Here is an 18,534-nt window from a genome sequence, read left to right as displayed (position 1 = left end):
CCGCAGATGCAAGACCAGCGTCGACGCATCTCCGCGCATGCGCCGACTGCGCTCAACCAGATCGCGATCTTCCTGGCGGCAGGGATTCTCGCCGGCATTCTGTCCGGTACCGGCATGGTGGATGCAATGTCCAAGAGCTTCCTCAACATGCTGCCGGCGCAGTGGGGCCCATACATGGCGCCGATCACTGCACTGGCCAGTATCCCGGGGACGTTCTTCATGTCCAACGATGCCTTCTATTATGGTGTGCTGCCGGTACTGGCCAAGGCGGCCGAGGTGTACGGCATTACCCACGCCGAAATCGGCCGGGCTTCGCTGGTCGGCCAGCCGATCCACCTGCTCAGCCCGCTGGTGGCCTCGACTTACCTGCTCTGCGGCCTGGCTGGCGTGGAGTTCAGCGACCACCAGAAATACACGCTCAAGTGGGCGTTTGTCCTGTGCATGGTGATCATGCTGGTGAGCATGGCGTTTGGGTTGTTCCCCTGGAGTGCAGCCTGAACCCAGAAGCTCATGCAGGCCGCCAGGCCTGCATGATTTTTCAGCCGGTCAATGGCGAGCATCGGCTGGCAGGATTGTGCCCGTGACGAATTCGATGAAGCGCCGATTTGCCAAGGAAAGGTGCTCGTCGGCCCGCCAGCAAAGGCTGAACTGCAAGTGCTGAGGGGGCTCGAATGGAATGCCTGTCAGGCCGCTACTCGCCTGCATGTTGGAGCGGAATATCGTTGTAGCGCCCAACCCTCGTTGAGCGGCTTGCAGTACCAGTGGTGCATCGTTGCTTTCCAGCACGGTGTGGAATGCAATGCCATGGAGCTTGCAGTATTCATCCAGCATCACGCGCTGAGCGAAGCGGCCGTCGAGTAGCACCATGGGCTGTTCGTGCAGGCATTCTGGCGACAGGGTGTCATGCCGCGCCAGAGGATGTGTTGGCGATACGCCGATGATCAGTTCATCGGCGTCGACCAGCGCAGAGCGCCAGTGGGGTTTCACCCTGCGGGCATTCATCAGTGCTATGTCGATTTCTCGTGACTCCAGCCGCAAGCCCACTTCCTGGCCGCCCCCTTCCAGTGCCTTGAAGCGTACACCTGGGTAACGCTGGTGGAACTGTTCGAGCCAGGACGGAAGGCGCCCCATCCCGAACATGGGAGCAAAACCGAGCCGCACCTCACCCGATGCCAATTGATTGAGCGCGCCCAACTCTTGCCGGGCGCAGGCAAGCTCTTGCAGCGTCAAGTCCACCCGCCGCAGAAAGCGCTCCCCCTCGGCCGTGACGGTTACGCCTCTGGCATTGCGTTCGAAGAGGGCAACCCCAAGCTCCTGTTCGAGGCGTGCGATTGCCATGCTCAGCGCGGATTGCGCGACATGCAGACATTGAGCGGCGCGGGTGAAGCTGCCCGTATGGGCAACTTCAACTGCATATTTGAGGGCTTTCAGGTTCATGGCGTAAGTTATCACGGAAACAGATGCCTAACCCTACATTAATGAATTTTCTATTCCAATTTGTGGTGGTTAAGCTGTGGCCTTGATTCACAGGCAGGAATGACAGCGCGACATGAACCGATCAACTCAAATTGCTTTTTTGGTGGCGGCGACGTTCTTCATGGAAAACCTCGATGCCACTGTGATTGTCACAGCGCTGCCGGAAATGGCGCGCAGCTTTGGCGTCAAGCCGGTCGACCTCGGCATTGGCATGAGCTGCTATCTACTGGCGATGGCTGCGTTCATACCCCTCAGCGGATGGGCAGCAGATCGCTTCGGCGCCCGTACCACCTTCACCGTCGCTATTGCCGCGTTTTCTTTGTCTTCCCTGCTGTGTGGTCTGAGTCAAAGTCTTGAGATGTTCGTAGCCGCACGGGTGCTGCAAGGCGTCAGCGGGGCATTGATGGTGCCCGTGGGGCGGCTGGCGGTGCTCAGGGCAACCGACAAGAAGGACCTGGTCAGAACGCTTGGCTACATTACCGTGCCTGGGCTGGTGGCGCCCGTGCTTGGGCCGCCGGTGGGCGCTTTGCTGGTAACGCACGCTTCCTGGCCCTGGATTTTCTATCTGAATGTGCCTGTCGGCATTGTCGCACTGATCGTCGCAAGCCGTTTGCTCGATGATCATCGGGCAGGGAGCCGGGGCGCATTCGACTGGTTGGGTTTCGTTTGGGTATCGGGTAGTTGTGTGCTGCTGCTATCAGCCTTCGAAATGCTGGGCCATGCGAGTACCCAGGGTTGGGTCGCAGCGCTTGTGCTGTTGTCGGCTGTGCTGCTTGGCGCGATTGGCGTGCGTCACCTGCGGCTGGTACCGGAGCCACTGGTGAAGCTTGCAGTGCTGGGTGTTCCCACCTTTCGCCTTACATTCGTCAGCGGTTCGCTGTTCAGGGTCTGTATCAGCACACTGCCGTTCCTGTTGCCGCTGATGTTCCAACTGGCGTTCGGCTTCTCCGCTATCGCGGCAGGGAGCCTGATGATCGCTGTGTTTGCTGGCAACCTGGTGATGAAAGTGTTTACTACCGGGATACTCAAGCGCTGGGGGTTTCGGCGCGTATTGCTGATCAACGGTTGGTTGGGCGTGCTGTGTATCGGTGGCTGCGCGCTGCTTGACAGATCAAGCAGCCAACACCTGGTTCTCTTGCTGCTGTTCATGGGAGGGCTCTCGCGTTCGCTGCAGTTCACTGCCTACAACAACGTTGGCTTTTGCGAAATTCCAGCGGCCGACATGCGGGACGCATCCACGCTGTTCAGCATGGCGTTCCAGTTGAGTATGGGGCTGGGAATCGCGATTGGTGCGTTGCTGCTGCGCGCGGCAATGCTCACCCACGGCAGCGCGGGGATTCCGAGTGCGCATGATTTTCAGTTTGCATTTGTGTGCGTGTCTGTACTTGCGGCGGTAGCTATATGGGATAGCTGGAAAATGCGCCGTGATGCTGGCGCCCTTGTTTTACAAGGATAAACGCTTTGCGCTGGTGTCAATTCAACCGAGGCAAGCCCGCTGCTTCCGGTCGGATCTGAGCAATATTAATTTAAATTTTGTATTTTGATGTTACAAAATCCATTAACATGCCGGCCGCTCGTGATTGTCCTGAGAGGCCTGTATGAAAGAAACACCCAATGGGATCACTCGTCGCCAGTTACTGGGCGCCGGAACGCTCATCGCGGTGAGCTCGTCCTTCAGCAACGCTGCCACCATCGTCGGTGGCCAAGCGTTGCCCTGGACACCTGGCGCGGCTGACCCGCCTGCCGACATCAACCCGCATAACTGGACGTTCTTCAACGACCAGGAGCGGCTGGCGGTGGAAGCCATCGTAGAAACGCTAATCCCTGCTGATGAACTGAGCCTGAGCGGTAAAGACGCCGGTTGCGCCATCTACATCGATCGTCAGATGTCCGGGCCGCAAGGGCAGGGGGCGCGTATGTACCTGCAAGGCCCGTTCGCCAAGGGGCTGCCTACTCAAGGCCCGCAGTCGCCGCTGACACCCGCGGAGCAGATGCGCGCGGGCCTGGCTGCCCTGGACAAGCACTGCCAGGCTGCCTTTGGCCAACCGTTCGCTCAACTGGCCGCGCACGACCGCGAAGCGCTGCTGAGAGGGTTGGAGAGCGGCCATGTGGAGTTGCCCGACGGCGTTCAGGGCAGCGCATTCTTCGAAGTGCTGCTGTCGCGCACGATGGAAGGCTTCTTCGCCGATCCGATTTACGGCGGTAATCGCGACATGGTGAGCTGGAAAATGATCGGCTACCCAGGCTCGCGCTACGACTATCTGGACTGGATCGACAAGCATGGACAGACCTATCCGAACCCTCCCGTGAGTATTGCCGGTCGTCCAGACTGGAAGGTGTAAGAGTCAGATGATCAAGTTACCCAAGAAAGACGTCGCGATTGTCGGCCTGGGCTGGTGCGGTTCGATCATGGCGATCGAAATGGCCGAGGCAGGGCTGGAGGTGGTCGCGTTCGAGCGCGGACCATGGCGCGATACCGGCACCGATTTCAACCCCGGCTACGTGCAGGACGAACTGCGCTACGTGATCCAGCAAGAACTGATGATCACGGCCGCGGAGGACACCTACACCTTCCGCAATGCCTACGGCCAGACAGCGCTGCCGATGCGCGAGTACGGTTCGTTCCTGCTGGGTACCGGCCTTGGCGGCTCGGGCGCTCACTGGAGCGGCCTGACCTGGCGCTACAACCCAACCGACTTCGTCCTGCGCTCGCACCTGACCGAACGTTATGGCGCCAAGGCAATCCCCAAGGACCTGCTGGTTCGCGACTGGGGCGTGACTTACGATGAACTCGAACCGTTCTATGACAAGTTCGAGAAAATGGCCGGTATCGGTGGCAAGGCCGGCATGCTCAACGGCCAGTACCAGCCGGGCGGCAACCCGTTCGAAGGCAATCGCTCCAGCGAATTCCCGTTGCCGCCGATGCCGATGACCTATGCGCCAACGCTGTTCGCCGAGGCCACTGCGAAGATGGGGCTGCGGCCTTTCCCTACGCCCAGCGGTAATGCCTCCAAGGTCTATACCAACCCCTACGGCGTCACGATGGCGCCCTGCACCTATTGTGGTTACTGCTCGCGCTGCGGTTGTGCCAACTACTCCAAGTCGACGCCGCAGACCAACATCATCCCGGCGCTGATGCGGCGGCGTAACTTCACGGCCCAGGTGCAATCGGAAGTGCTGCAGGTCAAGCTCGATGCGTCTGGCAAGCGCGCTATTGGCGTGATTTATGTCGATGCCAGTGGTCAGCAATACGAGCAGCCTGCGGATCTGGTGATCCTCACGGCGTTTTCGGTACCGAACGTACGTCTGCTGTTCGCATCCGGCATTGGCAAGCCGTATGACCCCGTCAACGAGACCGGGCTGATCGGCAAGAACTACGCATACCAGACCAACTCCAGCGTGCAGGCGTTCTTCGACGACAAGAACTTCAACCCCTTCATCGCCGGTGGTGGCGTGGGCCAGGCCTGTGACGAGTACAACGGTGACAACTTCGACCATTCGGGGCTGGGCTTCTTCGGCGGTGCCTGCATCATGTCCAACGTCACCAGCGGCTGGCCGATCAGCAACCGCATGACACCACCGGGCACGCCACGCTGGGGCAAGGGCTGGAAGGCTGCGACCAAGCAGCACTACCTGAGCACTACGGTGGTCCGCACGCAAGGCAGTTCCTACCCGACCCGCTCGAACTACCTGGGCATCGATCCTACCTACAAGGATCGTCACGGCCGCCCAATGATGCAGCTGACCTTCGATTTCCCAGAAAACGACTTGAAAATGTCGGCCTTCGTCACCGACAAGGCCGCTGACGTGGCGCGCGCGATGGGTGCACGGCAGATCGTGGCCAAGCCGGCGAAAGGGCCGTACAACATTGTGCCGTTCCAGAGTACCCACAACACCGGTGGCGCGATCATGGGTGACAACCCGCGTGACAGCGTGGTCAACAAGTACCTGCAATGCTGGGACGTACCCAACCTGTTCGTGATCGGCGGCTCTGCTTTCCCACAGAATGCCGGCTACAACCCCACCGCGACGGTGGGCGCACTGGCTTACTGGGCCGCGCATGCGATCCGCACTCAGTACCTGAAGAACCCTGGCCCTCTGGTGCACGCATGATCAGGACAGCCACCGCAGCAATGGCTGCTTCGCTGATGCTATCCGCTGCCGCCCACGCGGACAGCGCGTTCTTCCCTGATATCGAAAAAGGCCGCTATCTGACGACTGTGGGTGACTGCACGGCCTGTCATACCAGCGAGCACGGCCCAGTGATGGCCGGCGGCAAGGCCATCGAGACGCCGTTCGGCAAGCTTGTCGCGCCCAACCTCACGCCAGACCGCGAAACAGGCATTGGCGCCTGGACCGACGAGCAGTTCGTGCAGGCCCTGCAGAAAGGCGTTGGGCACCACGGCGAACTGCTGTATGGCGCGTTTCCCTACACGGCCTACACGAAGGTCAAGCGCGAGGATCTGCTGGCGATCCGTGCCTACCTGGCCACCCTGCCGCCGGTCCACAACAAAGTGGTGGCCAATCAGCTGCCATTCCCGTTCAACGTCAGGACCAGCCTGTATGGCTGGAACATGATGTTTTTCAAAGAGGGTGAGTACAAGCCCGACCCAGGCAAGAGCGCCGAATGGAATCGTGGCGCCTACCTGGCCGAAGGCCTTGCTCATTGCGGCACCTGCCACAACTCGAAAAACCTGTTGGGTGGCGATACCGCCGACGGCCACCTGCAGGGCTACACCTTGCAAGGTTGGGTGGCGCCAACCATCACAGGCGATGCATACCGGGGCGTCGGCGGATGGAGCAATGCCGAACTGGTCGAGTACCTGAAGACCGGGCGCAACCGCTTTTCGGCCGCATCCGGGCCCATGGGCGAAGTGGTGATGCATTCCACCCAGTTCATGAAGCACGAAGACCTGAACGCGATAGCCACCTACATCAAAAGCCTGGACGCTGGGCTCAAGTCGCCCAAGCCCGTGGACGCGAAAACCCAGGCGATGGTGGCGGGCAAGGCGTTGTACGCCGACAACTGTTCGGCGTGTCACATGGCCAATGGTGAAGGTGTGGAGAAGATTTTCCCGTCTCTGCGCAATGCCGGTGCGGTGCTGGCGGACGACCCCGCCACGGTGCTACGGGTGGTGCTCGAAGGGGCTCAGGCGGTTGCCACCGATGCCGCGCCGACCGGCCCGTCCATGCCGTCTTTTGCCTGGCGCCTGGACGACAGCCAGGTGGCGGCGGTGGCCACCTACATCCGCAACACCTGGGATAACGCTGCGCCTGCCGTGACGGCCGACCAGGCCCGCGCAGTGCGCGAAGACCTGGCTGCCGGCCACTGAAAACGATCGAGCCCCGCGCAATGCGGGGCTCGGCGTGATTCAGATGTCCATCCAGAGCAGCGATTTGCTCTCGTCATCCATGTCGTATTTGCGCACGAACTGCAACTTGCCTGAATCTTCTATACGGAATACCGAAAGGTTCGAATGTTCCTTGCGCAGCGTGCCGTGGTCATTGACCCACTGGGTCAGCTGGTTGGCCACGATCAGCAACTTGCCGGACGGGTCCACCTGCATGGTGCGGGCTTCGATGCCGTGGCCGTCGACAATCTGGATGCGACGAGGTTCGCCGGTGCGGGGGTCGATAGCGAAGACTGCGATGTTGTTCTCCCCCCCGTTGTTGACGCGCTTGCCGTCTCGCTCGGTAGCGGCGTCGGCGCGGTTGCTCACGTACAGGAAGCGCCCGTCTGGCGACACCTGGATCACGCCACCGCGCTGACGCGGAAACTCCATGTTGTCGAGACTTTTCAGTGTGTCTTTCACATAAGTGGGTCGTTCTGCCAGCCGGCCATCGGCGTCGCGTGAATACATGTAGAGCTTGTTGCCCCTTTCCATCGCCATGTAGACCCAAGGTTGGCTGGGGTGATAAGCGAGGTGGCGAGGGCCGATGCCCCGGTCGATCGCCTGGCTGGAGACCTTGTGCAGCAAGCCCTGTGCGTCGAGCGAGAAGGTATTGATGCTGCCTGGCTGATCCGGTACTTGCTTGACAGCATCGTTGCCGCGGGCGAGTGCTATCACGTATTGATCGTCGGGAGTGAAGGTCACCTGATGGGTGAAAATGCCTGCCTGAGGAACCTGGCCCTGAGCCACGGCGTTCCCGACGCCGCCATCGGCGCCGATCGGGTGGACGCTGAGGGTCGCTGACTGGTTGTAAGCCACGATGGCAAACCGATCGCCGCGATCAAGCCCCAAATTGATGGGGCGTTCTGGAAGGTTCACATTCTCTCCGACCTGTACCAGGCGGCCGGAGGCGGTGTCGATGCGATAGGCCTGGAGCACATGGGTATCACCCTTGGCGCCGAGGGTACCGTTGCCAGCGTTGCTGGAAACTACGTACAACATGCTGCCTGTCGAGTTTTTCACCGCGAACTGCAAGTTTGCCGGGGCAAGCGTTTCGCCTAGCGGGTGCAGTTCTGCCGCGTCGGGATCCACTCGATAGGCGAGAATACGCTCACCAAGGCTCGCGTAGAGCAGTTCTGGTTCTTTGGGGGGGGAGTCAGCCAGAACCGCGGTTGGCAGGGCTGCTGCCAGCAGCAGGGAAATCATGTTTTTTTTCATGGGCGTCAGCTTTCCTGATTGTGCAATGCCAGCGTGAGCATGGCTGCTGTAATTGTATTTGAGTATGCACAAAAGCAATAATGAAAGGTGTCTCAGTTTCTTGCAAGCGGCTCGCGAGCGCTCCCCACAATTTGCTGGGCGCAGAACGGTATCAGCGAGCAATCTGGAAGCGGCCAACCAACTGCATCAGCTGCGCTGCGAGTGCACTCAGTTCGCTGCTTGCAGCGCTGGTTTGCCGGGCACCGGTGGCGCTCTGGATCGAGTGGTCGCGGATGCTGACCAATGCTCGGTCGATTTCGCGAGCGACTTGCGCCTGTTGCTCCGCTGCGGTAGCGATGACTGTGTTGCGATCATGGATCAGATGGGTCGAGTGAGTGATCTCATCCAGCGCCGCGCCCGCTTTATGCGCCAGTTCCCGGGTGGTCCTGACCTTGTCGGTATTGCGCTCCATGCCAGCCAGTACCTGACCGGTGCCTTCGCGCATGCCTGCAATCATCTGTTCGATTTCGAGGGTGGATTGCTGAGTGCGACCTGCCAATGCCCGCACCTCGTCGGCAACTACTGCAAAGCCGCGACCGGCTTCCCCGGCGCGCGCAGCTTCGATGGCTGCATTCAACGCGAGCAGGTTGGTCTGGTCGGCAATGGCGCGGATCACATCCAGCACGCTGCCTATTTCCTGGGATTGCGATTCCAGTACCTGCACGGCCGTTGCTGTTTGTGCAGCCTCTTGGCTCAGCTCGGCAATGGCGGTCAGGGTCATCTCCACACGTTCCCGGCCATGCTCGGCAGAACGGCTGGACTGGCTCGACGCTTCGGAGGTGGATACCGCATTGCGGGCTACATCTTCGACAGCAGTGGTCATTTCATTGACTGCAGTGGCCGCTTGTTCGACCTCCTCGTTCTGTCGGCGCAGCCCCTCGCTGGAAGCTTCGGTAACGGCGTTGAGTTCTTCGGCGGCAGCAGCCAGCTGCGAGCTCGAGTCGGCAATGCGTGCTACGGTTTCTCGCAGTTGCCCCTGCATCTGGCTGATGGCGAGTTCGAGCTCCGTCACTTCGTCCGCGCCGCTGATCTGCTGTGCATGGCGCAAGTCACCTGCTGCCACGCGCTGGGCTGCCTGGATCGCGCTGCGAAGGGGGGCAACGATGCTATGGGTCAGCAGCCACGCCAGGGCGATGGTTGCCAGGGCCGCCACTGCAACCATTGTCAGCACGATGGTGCGAGAACTGCTGAAGCCTTCGGCAGAGCGTGCGCCGGCCTGCTCGATTTCATGGCTGTACACATTGCCCAAGGCATCAAGCTGCTCACTGGTGCGGTCCACGATGCCCTTCATGCCCGTGAGTGTCAGCTCCTTGAGGGCCGCCTGTTCACCATTTCGGCTCAAGGCAAAACTCTGGGTCATGAAGTTGCGGTACGTGTCGAAACCTTTGGCGAATTGCTCGTATAGCTGACGTTCAACTGGTGTGTCGAGCTGGTCGCGCAGTTTATGCAAATTGGCATCGAGTTGGCGCTCTCGCTCTCGAAACTGAGTCATGAAATCTTCGGCATGCTCGGGTGATGCATCCAGTGCCAGGCGCAGGCCAACCGTGCGAATACGCAACATGTCCTCTCGCAGATTGCTGACCAGCTGAAGATTGGGCACCCAGCGCTGCTCGGTCTGGATCTGCCGATCACGCATCTGGCCCATCTTGGACAAAGAAAACAGACCGACGAAGGCCACGAGTACAGCGATCAAGGCGAAGCCGAAGCCTGCCCGGGGGGCGATTTTAAGTCGACGCAGAAACATCTCTACTGCCTTATGGGTAATAGGGGGAGCGGTAGCTGAATGCGAGGTGACGGAGCTTTCCTGGGCTCCTTCTGTCGCAGATGCGAAGGGTTTTTGGGTTATTGGCGCTCAAAAGTGCAACATAATGTGTCACATTGCCACCTTCAAATCATGGTTTACGGTCGGTGAGAAGGTAATGGACTGTATTTTTGTGATCTAAAGATCAATAATGACTGTGTTTTGGATGGCCGGCCCGGACAATTGAGGGCTATGACGAGGACTCATGCCGTGCTCTACGACCTTACAAGCCTTGATCTTTTCATCACGGTCGCGCAGGAGCGTAATCTCACCCGCGCCAGTCGCATCAAGCACATGGCGGTCTCAGCAATCAGCAAGCGCATCACCGAGCTAGAGGCACAGATCGGCTCGCCGTTGCTGGTGCGCAACGCGAGGGGCGTGGAGCTGACGCCAGCAGGCCAGTCGCTGTTGTTTCATGCCCGCCAGATCAAGCAAACGATGGCCCAGTTGGACATCGAACTGAGCGGGTACGCCAGTGGTGTCAAAGGGCACATCCACCTGCATGCCATCACTTCAGCCCTGTCCCAGTTCCTGCCACAGGATCTGGCGAGCTTTTCCCGGGTCTACCCTGCTATAAAATTCGACATCGAGGAGCGCGTCGGCTCAGCGGTGGTGCGTGCGGTCGCCGATGGGCGTGCCGAGCTCGGGATCATCGCCGAGCAAACCCCGACCCAAGGCTTGGAAACCTATCCGTACCGCCATGACGAACTGACCTTGGCAGTGCCCGTTGGGCATGCGTTGGCACATCGCGAGCGTGTGACCTTCAAGGAAGTGCTGGCCCATGAAATGGTGGGGCCTCACCTGGACAGCTCAATGCATACCCTGCTGACCGCTGAGGCTGCCAAGCTCGACATGACGCTCCAGTTGCGTATCCGCGTCAGCAGCTTCGATTGCATGTGCAGGATGGTGTCGAACGGGCTGGGCATCGCCGTGCTTCCACGCAGCGTGATCAGTCAGTATCTGCGCAGCCACAAACTCAAGGCGGTAACACTCGACGAGCCGTGGGCCAAGCGAACGCTGCTGCTGGTGGTGAAAAAATATGACGCAGCCTCCGCCACACTGAAAACCTTCATCGATCATTTGCGGCTGGCCCCATAGGCCTGTTTCTGAGCGTTCTCGGTTGACGAACGCTGTCGTGGCGAATGACCAATTTTCAACCTGGCAGGCTGCTTTTAGTATCGGTTCATCGACAGGACTGATTGCAATGCCAGTGCTGTTAAAACGATAAGAAGCCGAGCGAACCGAGCATGACCGAGACTGCCCGCGACCTGATGAGTCACCTGGAAATCGACCAGGTGCGATTTGCCTATGTTGACCTGAAGAAGCTGCTGACCCCAAGCCAATTGCAGCGCTTGCCTTATTCGATCCGCATCCTGCTGGAGAACGTCGCCCGGTGTACGCCCGAGGCTCTCGAGCCCGTGCTGGCGCGCGCCATCGGCCAGGGCCCGGATTGCGAAGTGCCGTTCCAGCCCAACCGTTTGATGTTCCATGACACCACCTGCCTGCCTGCGCTGGCCGACTTTGCCGGGATGCGTGACGTGGTCGCCGAGCTGGGTGGGGATCCGGCTGCGATGAACCCACAAATTCCGGCGGTGCTGACCATCGACCACTCGGTAATCGTTGAACGTTACGCCGAGCCTGAGGCAGTCGAGCAGAATCTCGACATCGATTTTCGCCGTAACAGTGAACGTTATCGCTTCATCAAATGGGCGCAAAAAAGCCTGGATAACTTCGGCGTGATCCCGCCGGGTACCGGCATCATTCACCAGATGAACATGGAAGCTTTGGCCAAAGTGGTGTGGGAAAGCCGCACTGAGGATGGCGAACGCTTGCTGCACCCGGATGACATGGTTGCCACCGACAGCCATACGCCGATGATCAATGCCATTGGTGTCCTGGGCTGGGGCGTAGGCGGTCTGGAAGGGCAGGCTGCGATGGTTGGTGAGCCGGTACCGATCAATTTCCCGCAGGTCATTGGCTTCAGGGTTACCAACGCCTTGCGCCCCGGTGTCACGGCGACCGACCTGTCACTGCATGTTGCGGAAATCCTGCGTAAACGCTCTGTAGTGGGCAAGTTCGTGGAATTTACGGGCCCAGGTCTGACTACCCTGAGTTGGGCTGCACGGGGCACGGTGTCGAATATGGCCCCGGAATATGGCGCCACCGTAGTGTTCTTTCCATTCGACGATCAGACCCTGGATTACCTCATGCTGACTGGTCGCTCGGAGGCGCTGTGCCTGCAGGCCGCCAGCTACATGCATGTTCAAAACCTGCATCGGCGTGACGAATTGCCTGAGCCCGAGTTCGACGAACTCATCGAGCTCGACCTTGCAAGCATCGAACCGAGCGTCGCCGGGCCGTATCAGCCACACCAGCGCCAGCCGTTGTCACGTTCGGGCCCCTCGTTCAGGGACGAAGTGCTTGGCGGCGGCAACCTGATTGCGGGGCCGAAGGCAGAACAGTTCTTCGAACCCTCCTTTGGCCAGCCAATCAGCCACGGCGCCGTGGTTATTTCGGCGATCACCAGTTGCACTAACACCGCCAACCCGGCGCAGATGATCCAGGCCGGCCTGCTGGCGCGCAATGCCCGCCGGCTTGGGCTGCAGCGCAAACCCTGGGTCAAGACTTCGCTGTCGCCAGGCTCGCAAGTGGTCGCCGATTACCTCGCTGAAGCCGACTTGCTACAGGATTTTTCTGCGCTTGGCTTCGAGCTGGCAGGGTTCGGCTGCATGACCTGCATCGGTAACTCCGGCAAGCTTGAGGAGCATGTCGAGATCTTCGCCGACCAGGGCCTGAAGGGCGTCGTGGTGTTGTCTGGCAACCGCAACTTCGAAGGTCGGGTGAACCCCAAGGTGCCGGCCGGCTACCTGGCTTCGCCGGCCCTGTGCGTGGCGTTCGCCATCACCGGCAACATTGACACCGACCTCACCCGGGATGCGCTCGGCTACGACGCGCAGGGCAATCCGGTATACCTGCACGACTTGATGCCTTCCGATGAGGAAGTAGCCGCGCTGGTAGCCCGAGTAGTCAAGCCAGAGTTCTTCCGCCAGCGCCTGGCCACAGTGTGGGACGGTACCCATCACTGGCAGGCGCTGTCGGCCGAAGGCAGCGTGCAGTTTCCTTGGGACGCCCGTTCGACTTACCTGCGCCGCCCGCAGTACCTGGCCGATATCCAGGCCGAGCCTAAAGCCAGCCTGGCCATTCAGGGCGCGCGGCCGTTGATGGTGCTGGGCGACAACGTCACCACCGACCACATCTCACCCGCTGGCGCGATCCCGGCCAACAGCCAGGCTGGCGAATGGCTGCTTGAGCGGGGTGAGGACCCACAGGACCTCAACCAGTACTCCACCCGGCGCAGCAATCATGAGGTTATGCTACGCGGTGCCTTCACCAACAAATCGGTGAAGAACCGCCTGCTCGGTGAGGAGCAGCCTGGCCCTGGCGCCTGGGCCTGGAATGCCGACCGCAGTCAGCGCGAGCCACTGTACGATGCCGCCAAGAGCTACGCCGAAACACCCATGGTGATCTTCGCCGGCATCAACTACGGCGCAGGCTCCAGCCGCGACTGGGCGGCCAAGGCGCAAGCCCTGCTTGGCGTGCGTGCAGTGGTAGCGCGCAGCATCGAGCGCATCCACCGCAGCAACCTGATCGGGATGGGCGTATTGCCATTGTTGTTCGAAGCAGGGCAGGGCGTGGAAGACCTGAACCTCGATGGCAGTGAGCACTTCGACTTTATTGGGCTCGACGAACTTGGCGTGGGTGATAACCGTATCGGCATGATCGTTCACCGGGCCAGTGGCCAGCGCGACGAAATCCAGTTGGTCGCCCGCATCGATTCGCTGCAGGAAATCCGTTACCTGAGCAACGGTGGCGTGCTGCCCTATGTCATTCGCAAGGTCGTCAAGCGTACCCGCCAATAAGGCGTAGAGACCCAAAGATCATCGGCGGTGGCAGTGATGCCACCGTATGGCCGGCGCTTGCGCGGACGAAAGTCCCCGTGTGCCTGCCACGCACCTCTAAACCGGAGAACAATCTATGTATGCCTATGTCGGTTCCCGTACCACCCGCGAGCGTAACGCGCGGGGCGATGGCATCTCGGTCTACCGTGTGGACCAGCAGTTGGGCACCCTGGACCTGATCCAGGTACTGGGCGATCTGGTAAACCCGTCATTCCTGGCGCTCAACCGTGCCGGCGACCGGCTGTATGCCGTGCATGGTGACCGCAGTGAGGTGAGTGCCTTCAAGGTCAGCGTGCAGGACGGTACGTTGAGCTGGCTGAACACCCAGAGCTGTGAAGGACGCAACCCGGTGCACCTGGCGCTGGACCCTAGCGAACGTTACCTGGTCGTATCCAATCACATTACGGGTACGCTGGCCGTACTTGATGTCCACACCGACGGCAGCCTGGGTGAGGTCAGCCAGTTAGTACAACTGGAGGGGCCGGTCGGGCCTCACCGAGTCGAGCAGCCTTTCGCCAAGCCCCACTTCAATCCGTTCGATACCTCGGGCCAGTTCGTGCTGGTACCCGACAAGGGCCTGGACCGGGTATTCAGCTTCCGTTTCGCCGATGGCAAGTTGCTGCCGGCCGACCAACCTTTCGTGGCCTGCCGCGAAGGCGCGGGGCCTCGGCACATCGCGCTGCACCCGAGTGCCCCATTGGCTTTCGCAGTCAATGAGCTGGATTCGACCGTGACCAGTTATCGCTTCGATGCCGCAAGTGGTGCGCTGCAACCGCTGCAAGTGCTTTCGTCGCTGCCTTCGACCTTCACAGGCAACAGTCGCGCTGCCGAGATCGAGATCGACCGTAGCGGCCGTTTTCTTTACGCCTCCAATCGTGGTTACGACAGCATCGCGGTGTTCGCCATCGACACCAATAGCGGCCTGCTGACGTTGGTCGATGTGGCGCCCACTGCCGGGCGCACGCCACGATTCTTTGCCTTGACCCCCAACCAGCGCTTCGTCTTCGCCCTCAACGAAGACAGCGACAGCATCGTAGCCCTGGCAGTCGATGCGCAGCACGGACGCTTGAGCAGAACGGACTTTTCGGTTTCGACCGGTAGTCCGGTGTGCATGGTTTTCTCTGCCTGAACCGTGCTGTAACGATAACAATGAAAAGGGGCTGCTCCAGGGCCGCCCCATAGTGAGGACGCCATGAACAACAATAAGACTGTCGATGAACAGGCCACGGTCCGCAAGATCACCCTGCGCATCATCCCCTTTATGTTCCTGCTCTACATCGTGTCCTACCTGGACCGGGCCAACATCGGCTACGCCGCGCTGGAAATGAACAAGGAACTCGCCTTGACCAGCGAGGCCTTCGGCTTTATTTCCGGGATATTCTTCATCGGTTACTTCCTGTTCGAAGTACCCAGCAACGTCATGCTCAACAAGTACGGTGCACGGGTATGGATCGCCCGCATCCTGGTGACCTGGGGGGCGATTGCCGCCGCTACCGCATTTGCCCAGACCGCCAACCAGTTGTACGTGCTGCGCTTCTTCCTGGGGGTGGCCGAGGCCGGCTTTTTCCCAGGTGTCATCGTCTACTTGACCTATTGGTTCCGCTCCAAAGAGCTGGCCACCACGGTAGCCCTGTTCACTGCCGCGATTCCGGTCAGCTATATCATCGGCGCGCCGCTTTCGACCTGGATCATGGACAACATCAAGTGGCTCGACTGGAGCGGCTGGCGTTGGATGCTGTTCCTCGAAGGTGTGCCAGCAGTGTTCCTCGGGGTGGCGTGCTTCTTCTTCCTGACCGACAAACCCGAGCAGGCGAAGTGGCTGACCGAGGCGGAGAAGCAGTGGCTGCTCGCCGAACTTGAGCGCGACCGTCAAAGCCGCAAGAACGTCAAACGCCTGAGTGTGTTCAAGACCATGATCAACCCTAAGGTGCTGTACCTGGCGTTCATCTATTTCGTCTACCAATGTGGCAGCCTCGGTGTCGGCTACTGGATGCCGCAGATCATCAAGGGCTTCTCCAGCAGCCTGACTCATACACAGATCGGCTTGATCGCCATGGTGCCCTACATCGTCGCGACAATCCTGATGGTTGCGTGGTCGCGCAGCTCTGATCGGCGCAATGAGCGCAAGCTGCACTCGGCCATTCCCTTGGCTGTGGCCGCGATGGGCCTGCTGGGCGCCGCGATGCTACCCAGCCCGGTCGCCTCAATGGCAATGATCTGCGTCGCGCTCACCGGCCTGTACAGCTTCAAGTCGCCATTCTGGGCGCTGCCCACGCTGTTCCTCGACCGCGCCACCGCTGCGGTTTCCATCGCCGTGATCAACTCCATCGGCAACCTCGGTGGCTTTGCCGGGCCGTCGCTGATCGGCGTGGTCAAGGGCGAGACTGGGAGTGCCGCGACCGGCCTGATGTTCCTCAGTGGGCTGTTGCTGTTGGCCTTCGTCATGACCTTGTTCATGCGGGTCAGCAACAAGGAACCTGGGCAGCCAATGGCCGCTTCTGCACATTGATCCTTTGGGGTTGCTGCGCAGCCCCTGTTTCATCCGCTAACGCCTGGCTCTGATTGGGCCACGGCATCCGCATGCCTGAAAAACGGAAACGCCAGATGCACAACAACAAAAAAATCCTGCGAATCTTGCTCACTCTGTCCCCCTGCCTGGCCGCTGGCGCCGCCAATGCCGAAGGTTTTTTCGAGGATAGTAAAGCCAACCTGCAACTGCAGAACTTCTATTTCAACCGCGACTTCCGAGATGGCAATGGGCAGTCCAAACGTGCCGAATGGGCGCAAGGTTTCATATTCGATTTCCGCTCAGGTTATACACCGGGTACCGTCGGTTTTGGCCTGGATGCGCTGGGCATGCTTGGCGTGAAACTCGACTCGAGCCGTGACCGGGCTGGCTCGGGATTGCTGCCGGTACATGACGATGGCCGCGCGGCCGATGAGTACAGTCGCGTTGGGCTGACCGCCAAGGTTCGCGTTTCGGCCAGCGAGTTCAAATACGGTACGTTCATCCCCAAGATGCCTACCCTGCAGGCCAACACCGGACGCATCCTGCCGCAGACATTTGAAGGTGGTGTGCTGAGTGTGAAGGAAATCCAGGGGTTGACCTTGACTGGCGCTCGGTTCGATCGAGTGACTGACCGCGACTCCACCAACCCTGTCAAGCTTAGCCTGAACAACAAGAACCGGCGTTTCTCCGGCAGCGTGGAGGCCGACGACTACTGGGTTGGTGGCGCCGACTATGCCGTCAGCAAGCAGCTCAACCTGAGCTATCAATACGCAGAGCTGCAAGATGTGTACCGGCAGCATTTCTTCGGTGTCGTTCACACGCTGGACCTCGGTCCAGGCAAACTGAAAAGCGATCTGCGCTACATGCGCAGTGACAACGCCGGCCGGGCGCGGGGCGGTGCGATTGACAGTGGAGCGCTCAACGGGATGTTCACGTACAGCCTGGGCGGGCATGCGTTCGGGTTGGGGCTGCAGAAGATGAACGGCGACACCTCGATTCCTTTCCTCAACGGTGCCGATGCCTACCTGGTGAACTACATCCAGATCAACGATTTTGCCGAGCCGGGTGAACGTTCCTGGCAGCTGCGTTACGACTATGATTTTGCCGCGCTTGGTATTCCGGGCCTCAGTTTCATGACGCGCTACATCCGTGGTGACCATGCCAACCCTTCGACTCAGGCAGATGAAGGGCACGAATGGGAACGCAACACTGACATCGCCTACGTGATTCAGGCCGGCCCCTTGAAGAATGTCGGCATTCGCTGGCGTAATGCTGCTTACCGTTCCAGTTTCACCCGTGACGCTGACGAGAATCGCCTGATCGTGTCCTACTCCTTGCCTATCTGGTGAGGCCCAATCGGGGGCCCATCCGCCGATGGGGCCGCCTGGAAAATGGAGAACAACTGATGTCCACCCTAATCACCCCGCAACTCCTGGCCGAACTTGCTCCTGATGGTGTACTCACCGCCGCCATCAACTATGGAAACCCAGTCCTTGCCCAGCGCGGCCCAGATGGCGAGCCTCAAGGGGTGTCGGTCGCTTTGGCAAAAGCCATGGCTGAAGAGCTGGGCGTCGCGCTGAGCATGCGCACTTTCGACGCGGCGGGTAAGGTGTTTGCTGCACTGGAAGAGGGGGCATGGAACCTGGCGTTCTTGGCCATCGAGCCAGTACGCGAAGAACAGATCTTCTTCAGTGAGCCCTACGTCCTGATTGAGGGCACTTACCTGGTCAAGCATGATGCGCCGTTCACCCATGTCGACGATCTGGATGAAGCCGGATTACGAATGGGCGTTGGGAAGGGCGCCGCTTATGATCTGTATCTCAGCCGTACCCTGAAGCATGCCGAACTGGTCCGTGCCGAGACTTCAGCAGGTGCTGTCGATCTTTTCATTGAACAAGGCCTGGATGCTGCCGCAGGCGTGCGCCAACCTTTGCAGAAGGTTGCTGATGGCAATGCTGCTTATCGGGTGCTCGATGGCGCGTTCACTGCTATTCGTCAGGCTATGGCAGTGCCCAGAGGTAAAGATGCAGCGGCGGCGTATGTGCGTGATTATGTCGAGCGCAGCCTACGCAGTGGTTTCGTGCGTGGAGCATTGTTGGCTACGGGGCAAACCGATGTCAGTGCAGATCCAAAAGACTGATC

The 18,534-nt window shown here is 60.0% G+C and carries 14 protein-coding genes and 1 pseudogene; 11 read left to right on the top strand and 4 right to left on the bottom strand.

Annotated features, from left to right (window positions below; genetic code table 11):
- Positions 1–498: TRAP transporter large permease subunit (locus tag ACFY9W_RS15320; RefSeq protein ID WP_391131634.1), on the top strand; the 498-nt coding region annotated here is incomplete at its 5' end.
- Between the two features lie 48 nt (positions 499–546).
- On the opposite strand, the gene ACFY9W_RS15315 is transcribed toward ACFY9W_RS15320, so the two are convergent.
- Positions 547–1,437: a LysR substrate-binding domain-containing protein gene (locus ACFY9W_RS15315; protein ID WP_391131632.1), complete on the bottom strand. Its 891-nt coding sequence runs from the start codon at positions 1,435–1,437 to the stop codon at positions 547–549.
- A 112-nt stretch (positions 1,438–1,549) separates the two neighbouring features.
- Here ACFY9W_RS15315 and ACFY9W_RS15310 point away from each other — a divergent pair, with 112 nt between their 5' ends.
- From ACFY9W_RS15310 to ACFY9W_RS15295, 4 genes are all read left to right on the top strand, one after another.
- Complete coding sequence (locus ACFY9W_RS15310; RefSeq protein WP_391131631.1) at positions 1,550–2,932, top strand: MFS transporter; 1,383 nt, start codon at positions 1,550–1,552, stop codon at positions 2,930–2,932.
- A 142-nt stretch (positions 2,933–3,074) separates the two neighbouring features.
- Positions 3,075–3,818, top strand: coding sequence for a gluconate 2-dehydrogenase subunit 3 family protein (locus ACFY9W_RS15305; RefSeq protein ID WP_391131629.1), 744 nt, complete (start codon positions 3,075–3,077; stop codon positions 3,816–3,818).
- 7 nt (positions 3,819–3,825) lie between these two features.
- Positions 3,826–5,589, top strand: coding sequence for a GMC oxidoreductase (locus ACFY9W_RS15300; RefSeq protein ID WP_391131627.1), 1,764 nt, complete (start codon positions 3,826–3,828; stop codon positions 5,587–5,589).
- Entirely contained in the window at positions 5,586–6,809 is a 1,224-nt protein-coding gene (locus tag ACFY9W_RS15295; RefSeq protein WP_391131625.1) for a c-type cytochrome, read from the top strand. The genes ACFY9W_RS15300 and ACFY9W_RS15295 overlap by 4 nt, the downstream gene beginning before the upstream one ends.
- 39 nt (positions 6,810–6,848) lie before the next feature.
- Here ACFY9W_RS15295 and ACFY9W_RS15290 read toward each other — a convergent pair whose 3' ends face one another.
- The 3 genes and pseudogenes from ACFY9W_RS15290 to ACFY9W_RS15280 all read right to left on the bottom strand — a co-directional run.
- On the bottom strand, positions 6,849–8,084 hold the full coding sequence (locus ACFY9W_RS15290; RefSeq protein ID WP_391131623.1) for a beta-propeller fold lactonase family protein: 1,236 nt from the start codon (positions 8,082–8,084) through the stop codon (positions 6,849–6,851).
- A gap of 151 nt (positions 8,085–8,235) precedes the next feature.
- A complete protein-coding gene (locus ACFY9W_RS15285) occupies positions 8,236–9,105 on the bottom strand; it encodes a methyl-accepting chemotaxis protein (protein WP_391131644.1) in 870 nt (289 codons plus the stop codon).
- Positions 9,097–9,867, bottom strand: a pseudogene (locus ACFY9W_RS15280) (MCP four helix bundle domain-containing protein); the annotation flags it as partial. The pseudogene ACFY9W_RS15280 and the gene ACFY9W_RS15285, both read right to left, overlap by 9 nt.
- A 249-nt stretch (positions 9,868–10,116) precedes the next feature.
- On the opposite strand from ACFY9W_RS15280, the gene ACFY9W_RS15275 reads away from it, so the two are divergent.
- The 6 genes from ACFY9W_RS15275 (at position 10,117) to ACFY9W_RS15250 (ending at position 18,532) form a co-directional block, all read left to right on the top strand.
- Positions 10,117–11,022: a LysR substrate-binding domain-containing protein gene (locus ACFY9W_RS15275; protein WP_391131642.1), complete on the top strand. Its 906-nt coding sequence runs from the start codon at positions 10,117–10,119 to the stop codon at positions 11,020–11,022.
- A 149-nt stretch (positions 11,023–11,171) separates the two neighbouring features.
- On the top strand, positions 11,172–13,844 hold the full coding sequence (gene acnA / locus ACFY9W_RS15270) for an aconitate hydratase AcnA (RefSeq protein ID WP_391131621.1): 2,673 nt from the start codon (positions 11,172–11,174) through the stop codon (positions 13,842–13,844).
- Positions 13,845–13,959: 115 nt separating this feature from the next.
- Positions 13,960–15,012, top strand: a complete 1,053-nt coding sequence (locus tag ACFY9W_RS15265) for a beta-propeller fold lactonase family protein (protein WP_391131619.1) — start codon at positions 13,960–13,962, stop codon at positions 15,010–15,012.
- 63 nt (positions 15,013–15,075) lie between these two features.
- The gene (locus ACFY9W_RS15260; RefSeq protein ID WP_391131617.1) at positions 15,076–16,392 is read left to right on the top strand and encodes an MFS transporter; all 1,317 of its coding nucleotides are present in this window, start codon (positions 15,076–15,078) and stop codon (positions 16,390–16,392) included.
- A gap of 95 nt (positions 16,393–16,487) precedes the next feature.
- Positions 16,488–17,741: an OprD family outer membrane porin gene (locus ACFY9W_RS15255; RefSeq protein WP_391131615.1), complete on the top strand. Its 1,254-nt coding sequence runs from the start codon at positions 16,488–16,490 to the stop codon at positions 17,739–17,741.
- Between the two features lie 56 nt (positions 17,742–17,797).
- Positions 17,798–18,532 carry a transporter substrate-binding domain-containing protein gene (locus tag ACFY9W_RS15250; protein WP_391131613.1) on the top strand — a complete coding sequence of 245 codons (735 nt, stop codon included), beginning with the start codon at positions 17,798–17,800 and terminating at the stop codon, positions 18,530–18,532.
- Positions 18,533–18,534: the final 2 nt, after the last annotated feature.

The organism is Pseudomonas sp. NPDC008258, from assembly GCF_042956345.1.
Taxonomy (GTDB): domain Bacteria; phylum Pseudomonadota; class Gammaproteobacteria; order Pseudomonadales; family Pseudomonadaceae; genus Aquipseudomonas.
This window is presented reverse-complemented; position numbering and strand designations above follow the sequence as displayed.

Bases quoted from the DNA above. Each gene is read 5' to 3' on its own strand.
- ACFY9W_RS15295 (WP_391131625.1), top strand. From the start codon at position 5,586: ATGATCAGGACAGCCACCGCAGCAATGGCTGCTTCGCTGATGCTATCC.
- ACFY9W_RS15250 (WP_391131613.1), top strand. From the start codon at position 17,798: ATGTCCACCCTAATCACCCCGCAACTCCTGGCCGAACTTGCTCCTGAT.
- ACFY9W_RS15310 (WP_391131631.1), top strand. From the start codon at position 1,550: ATGAACCGATCAACTCAAATTGCTTTTTTGGTGGCGGCGACGTTCTTC.
- ACFY9W_RS15305 (WP_391131629.1), top strand. From the start codon at position 3,075: ATGAAAGAAACACCCAATGGGATCACTCGTCGCCAGTTACTGGGCGCC.
- ACFY9W_RS15275 (WP_391131642.1), top strand. From the start codon at position 10,117: ATGACGAGGACTCATGCCGTGCTCTACGACCTTACAAGCCTTGATCTT.
- ACFY9W_RS15315 (WP_391131632.1), bottom strand. From the start codon at position 1,437: ATGAACCTGAAAGCCCTCAAATATGCAGTTGAAGTTGCCCATACGGGC.
- ACFY9W_RS15285 (WP_391131644.1), bottom strand. From the start codon at position 9,105: ATGCAGGGGCAACTGCGAGAAACCGTAGCACGCATTGCCGACTCGAGC.
- acnA (WP_391131621.1), top strand. From the start codon at position 11,172: ATGACCGAGACTGCCCGCGACCTGATGAGTCACCTGGAAATCGACCAG.
- ACFY9W_RS15300 (WP_391131627.1), top strand. From the start codon at position 3,826: ATGATCAAGTTACCCAAGAAAGACGTCGCGATTGTCGGCCTGGGCTGG.
- ACFY9W_RS15265 (WP_391131619.1), top strand. From the start codon at position 13,960: ATGTATGCCTATGTCGGTTCCCGTACCACCCGCGAGCGTAACGCGCGG.
- ACFY9W_RS15290 (WP_391131623.1), bottom strand. From the start codon at position 8,084: ATGAAAAAAAACATGATTTCCCTGCTGCTGGCAGCAGCCCTGCCAACC.
- ACFY9W_RS15255 (WP_391131615.1), top strand. From the start codon at position 16,488: ATGCACAACAACAAAAAAATCCTGCGAATCTTGCTCACTCTGTCCCCC.
- ACFY9W_RS15260 (WP_391131617.1), top strand. From the start codon at position 15,076: ATGAACAACAATAAGACTGTCGATGAACAGGCCACGGTCCGCAAGATC.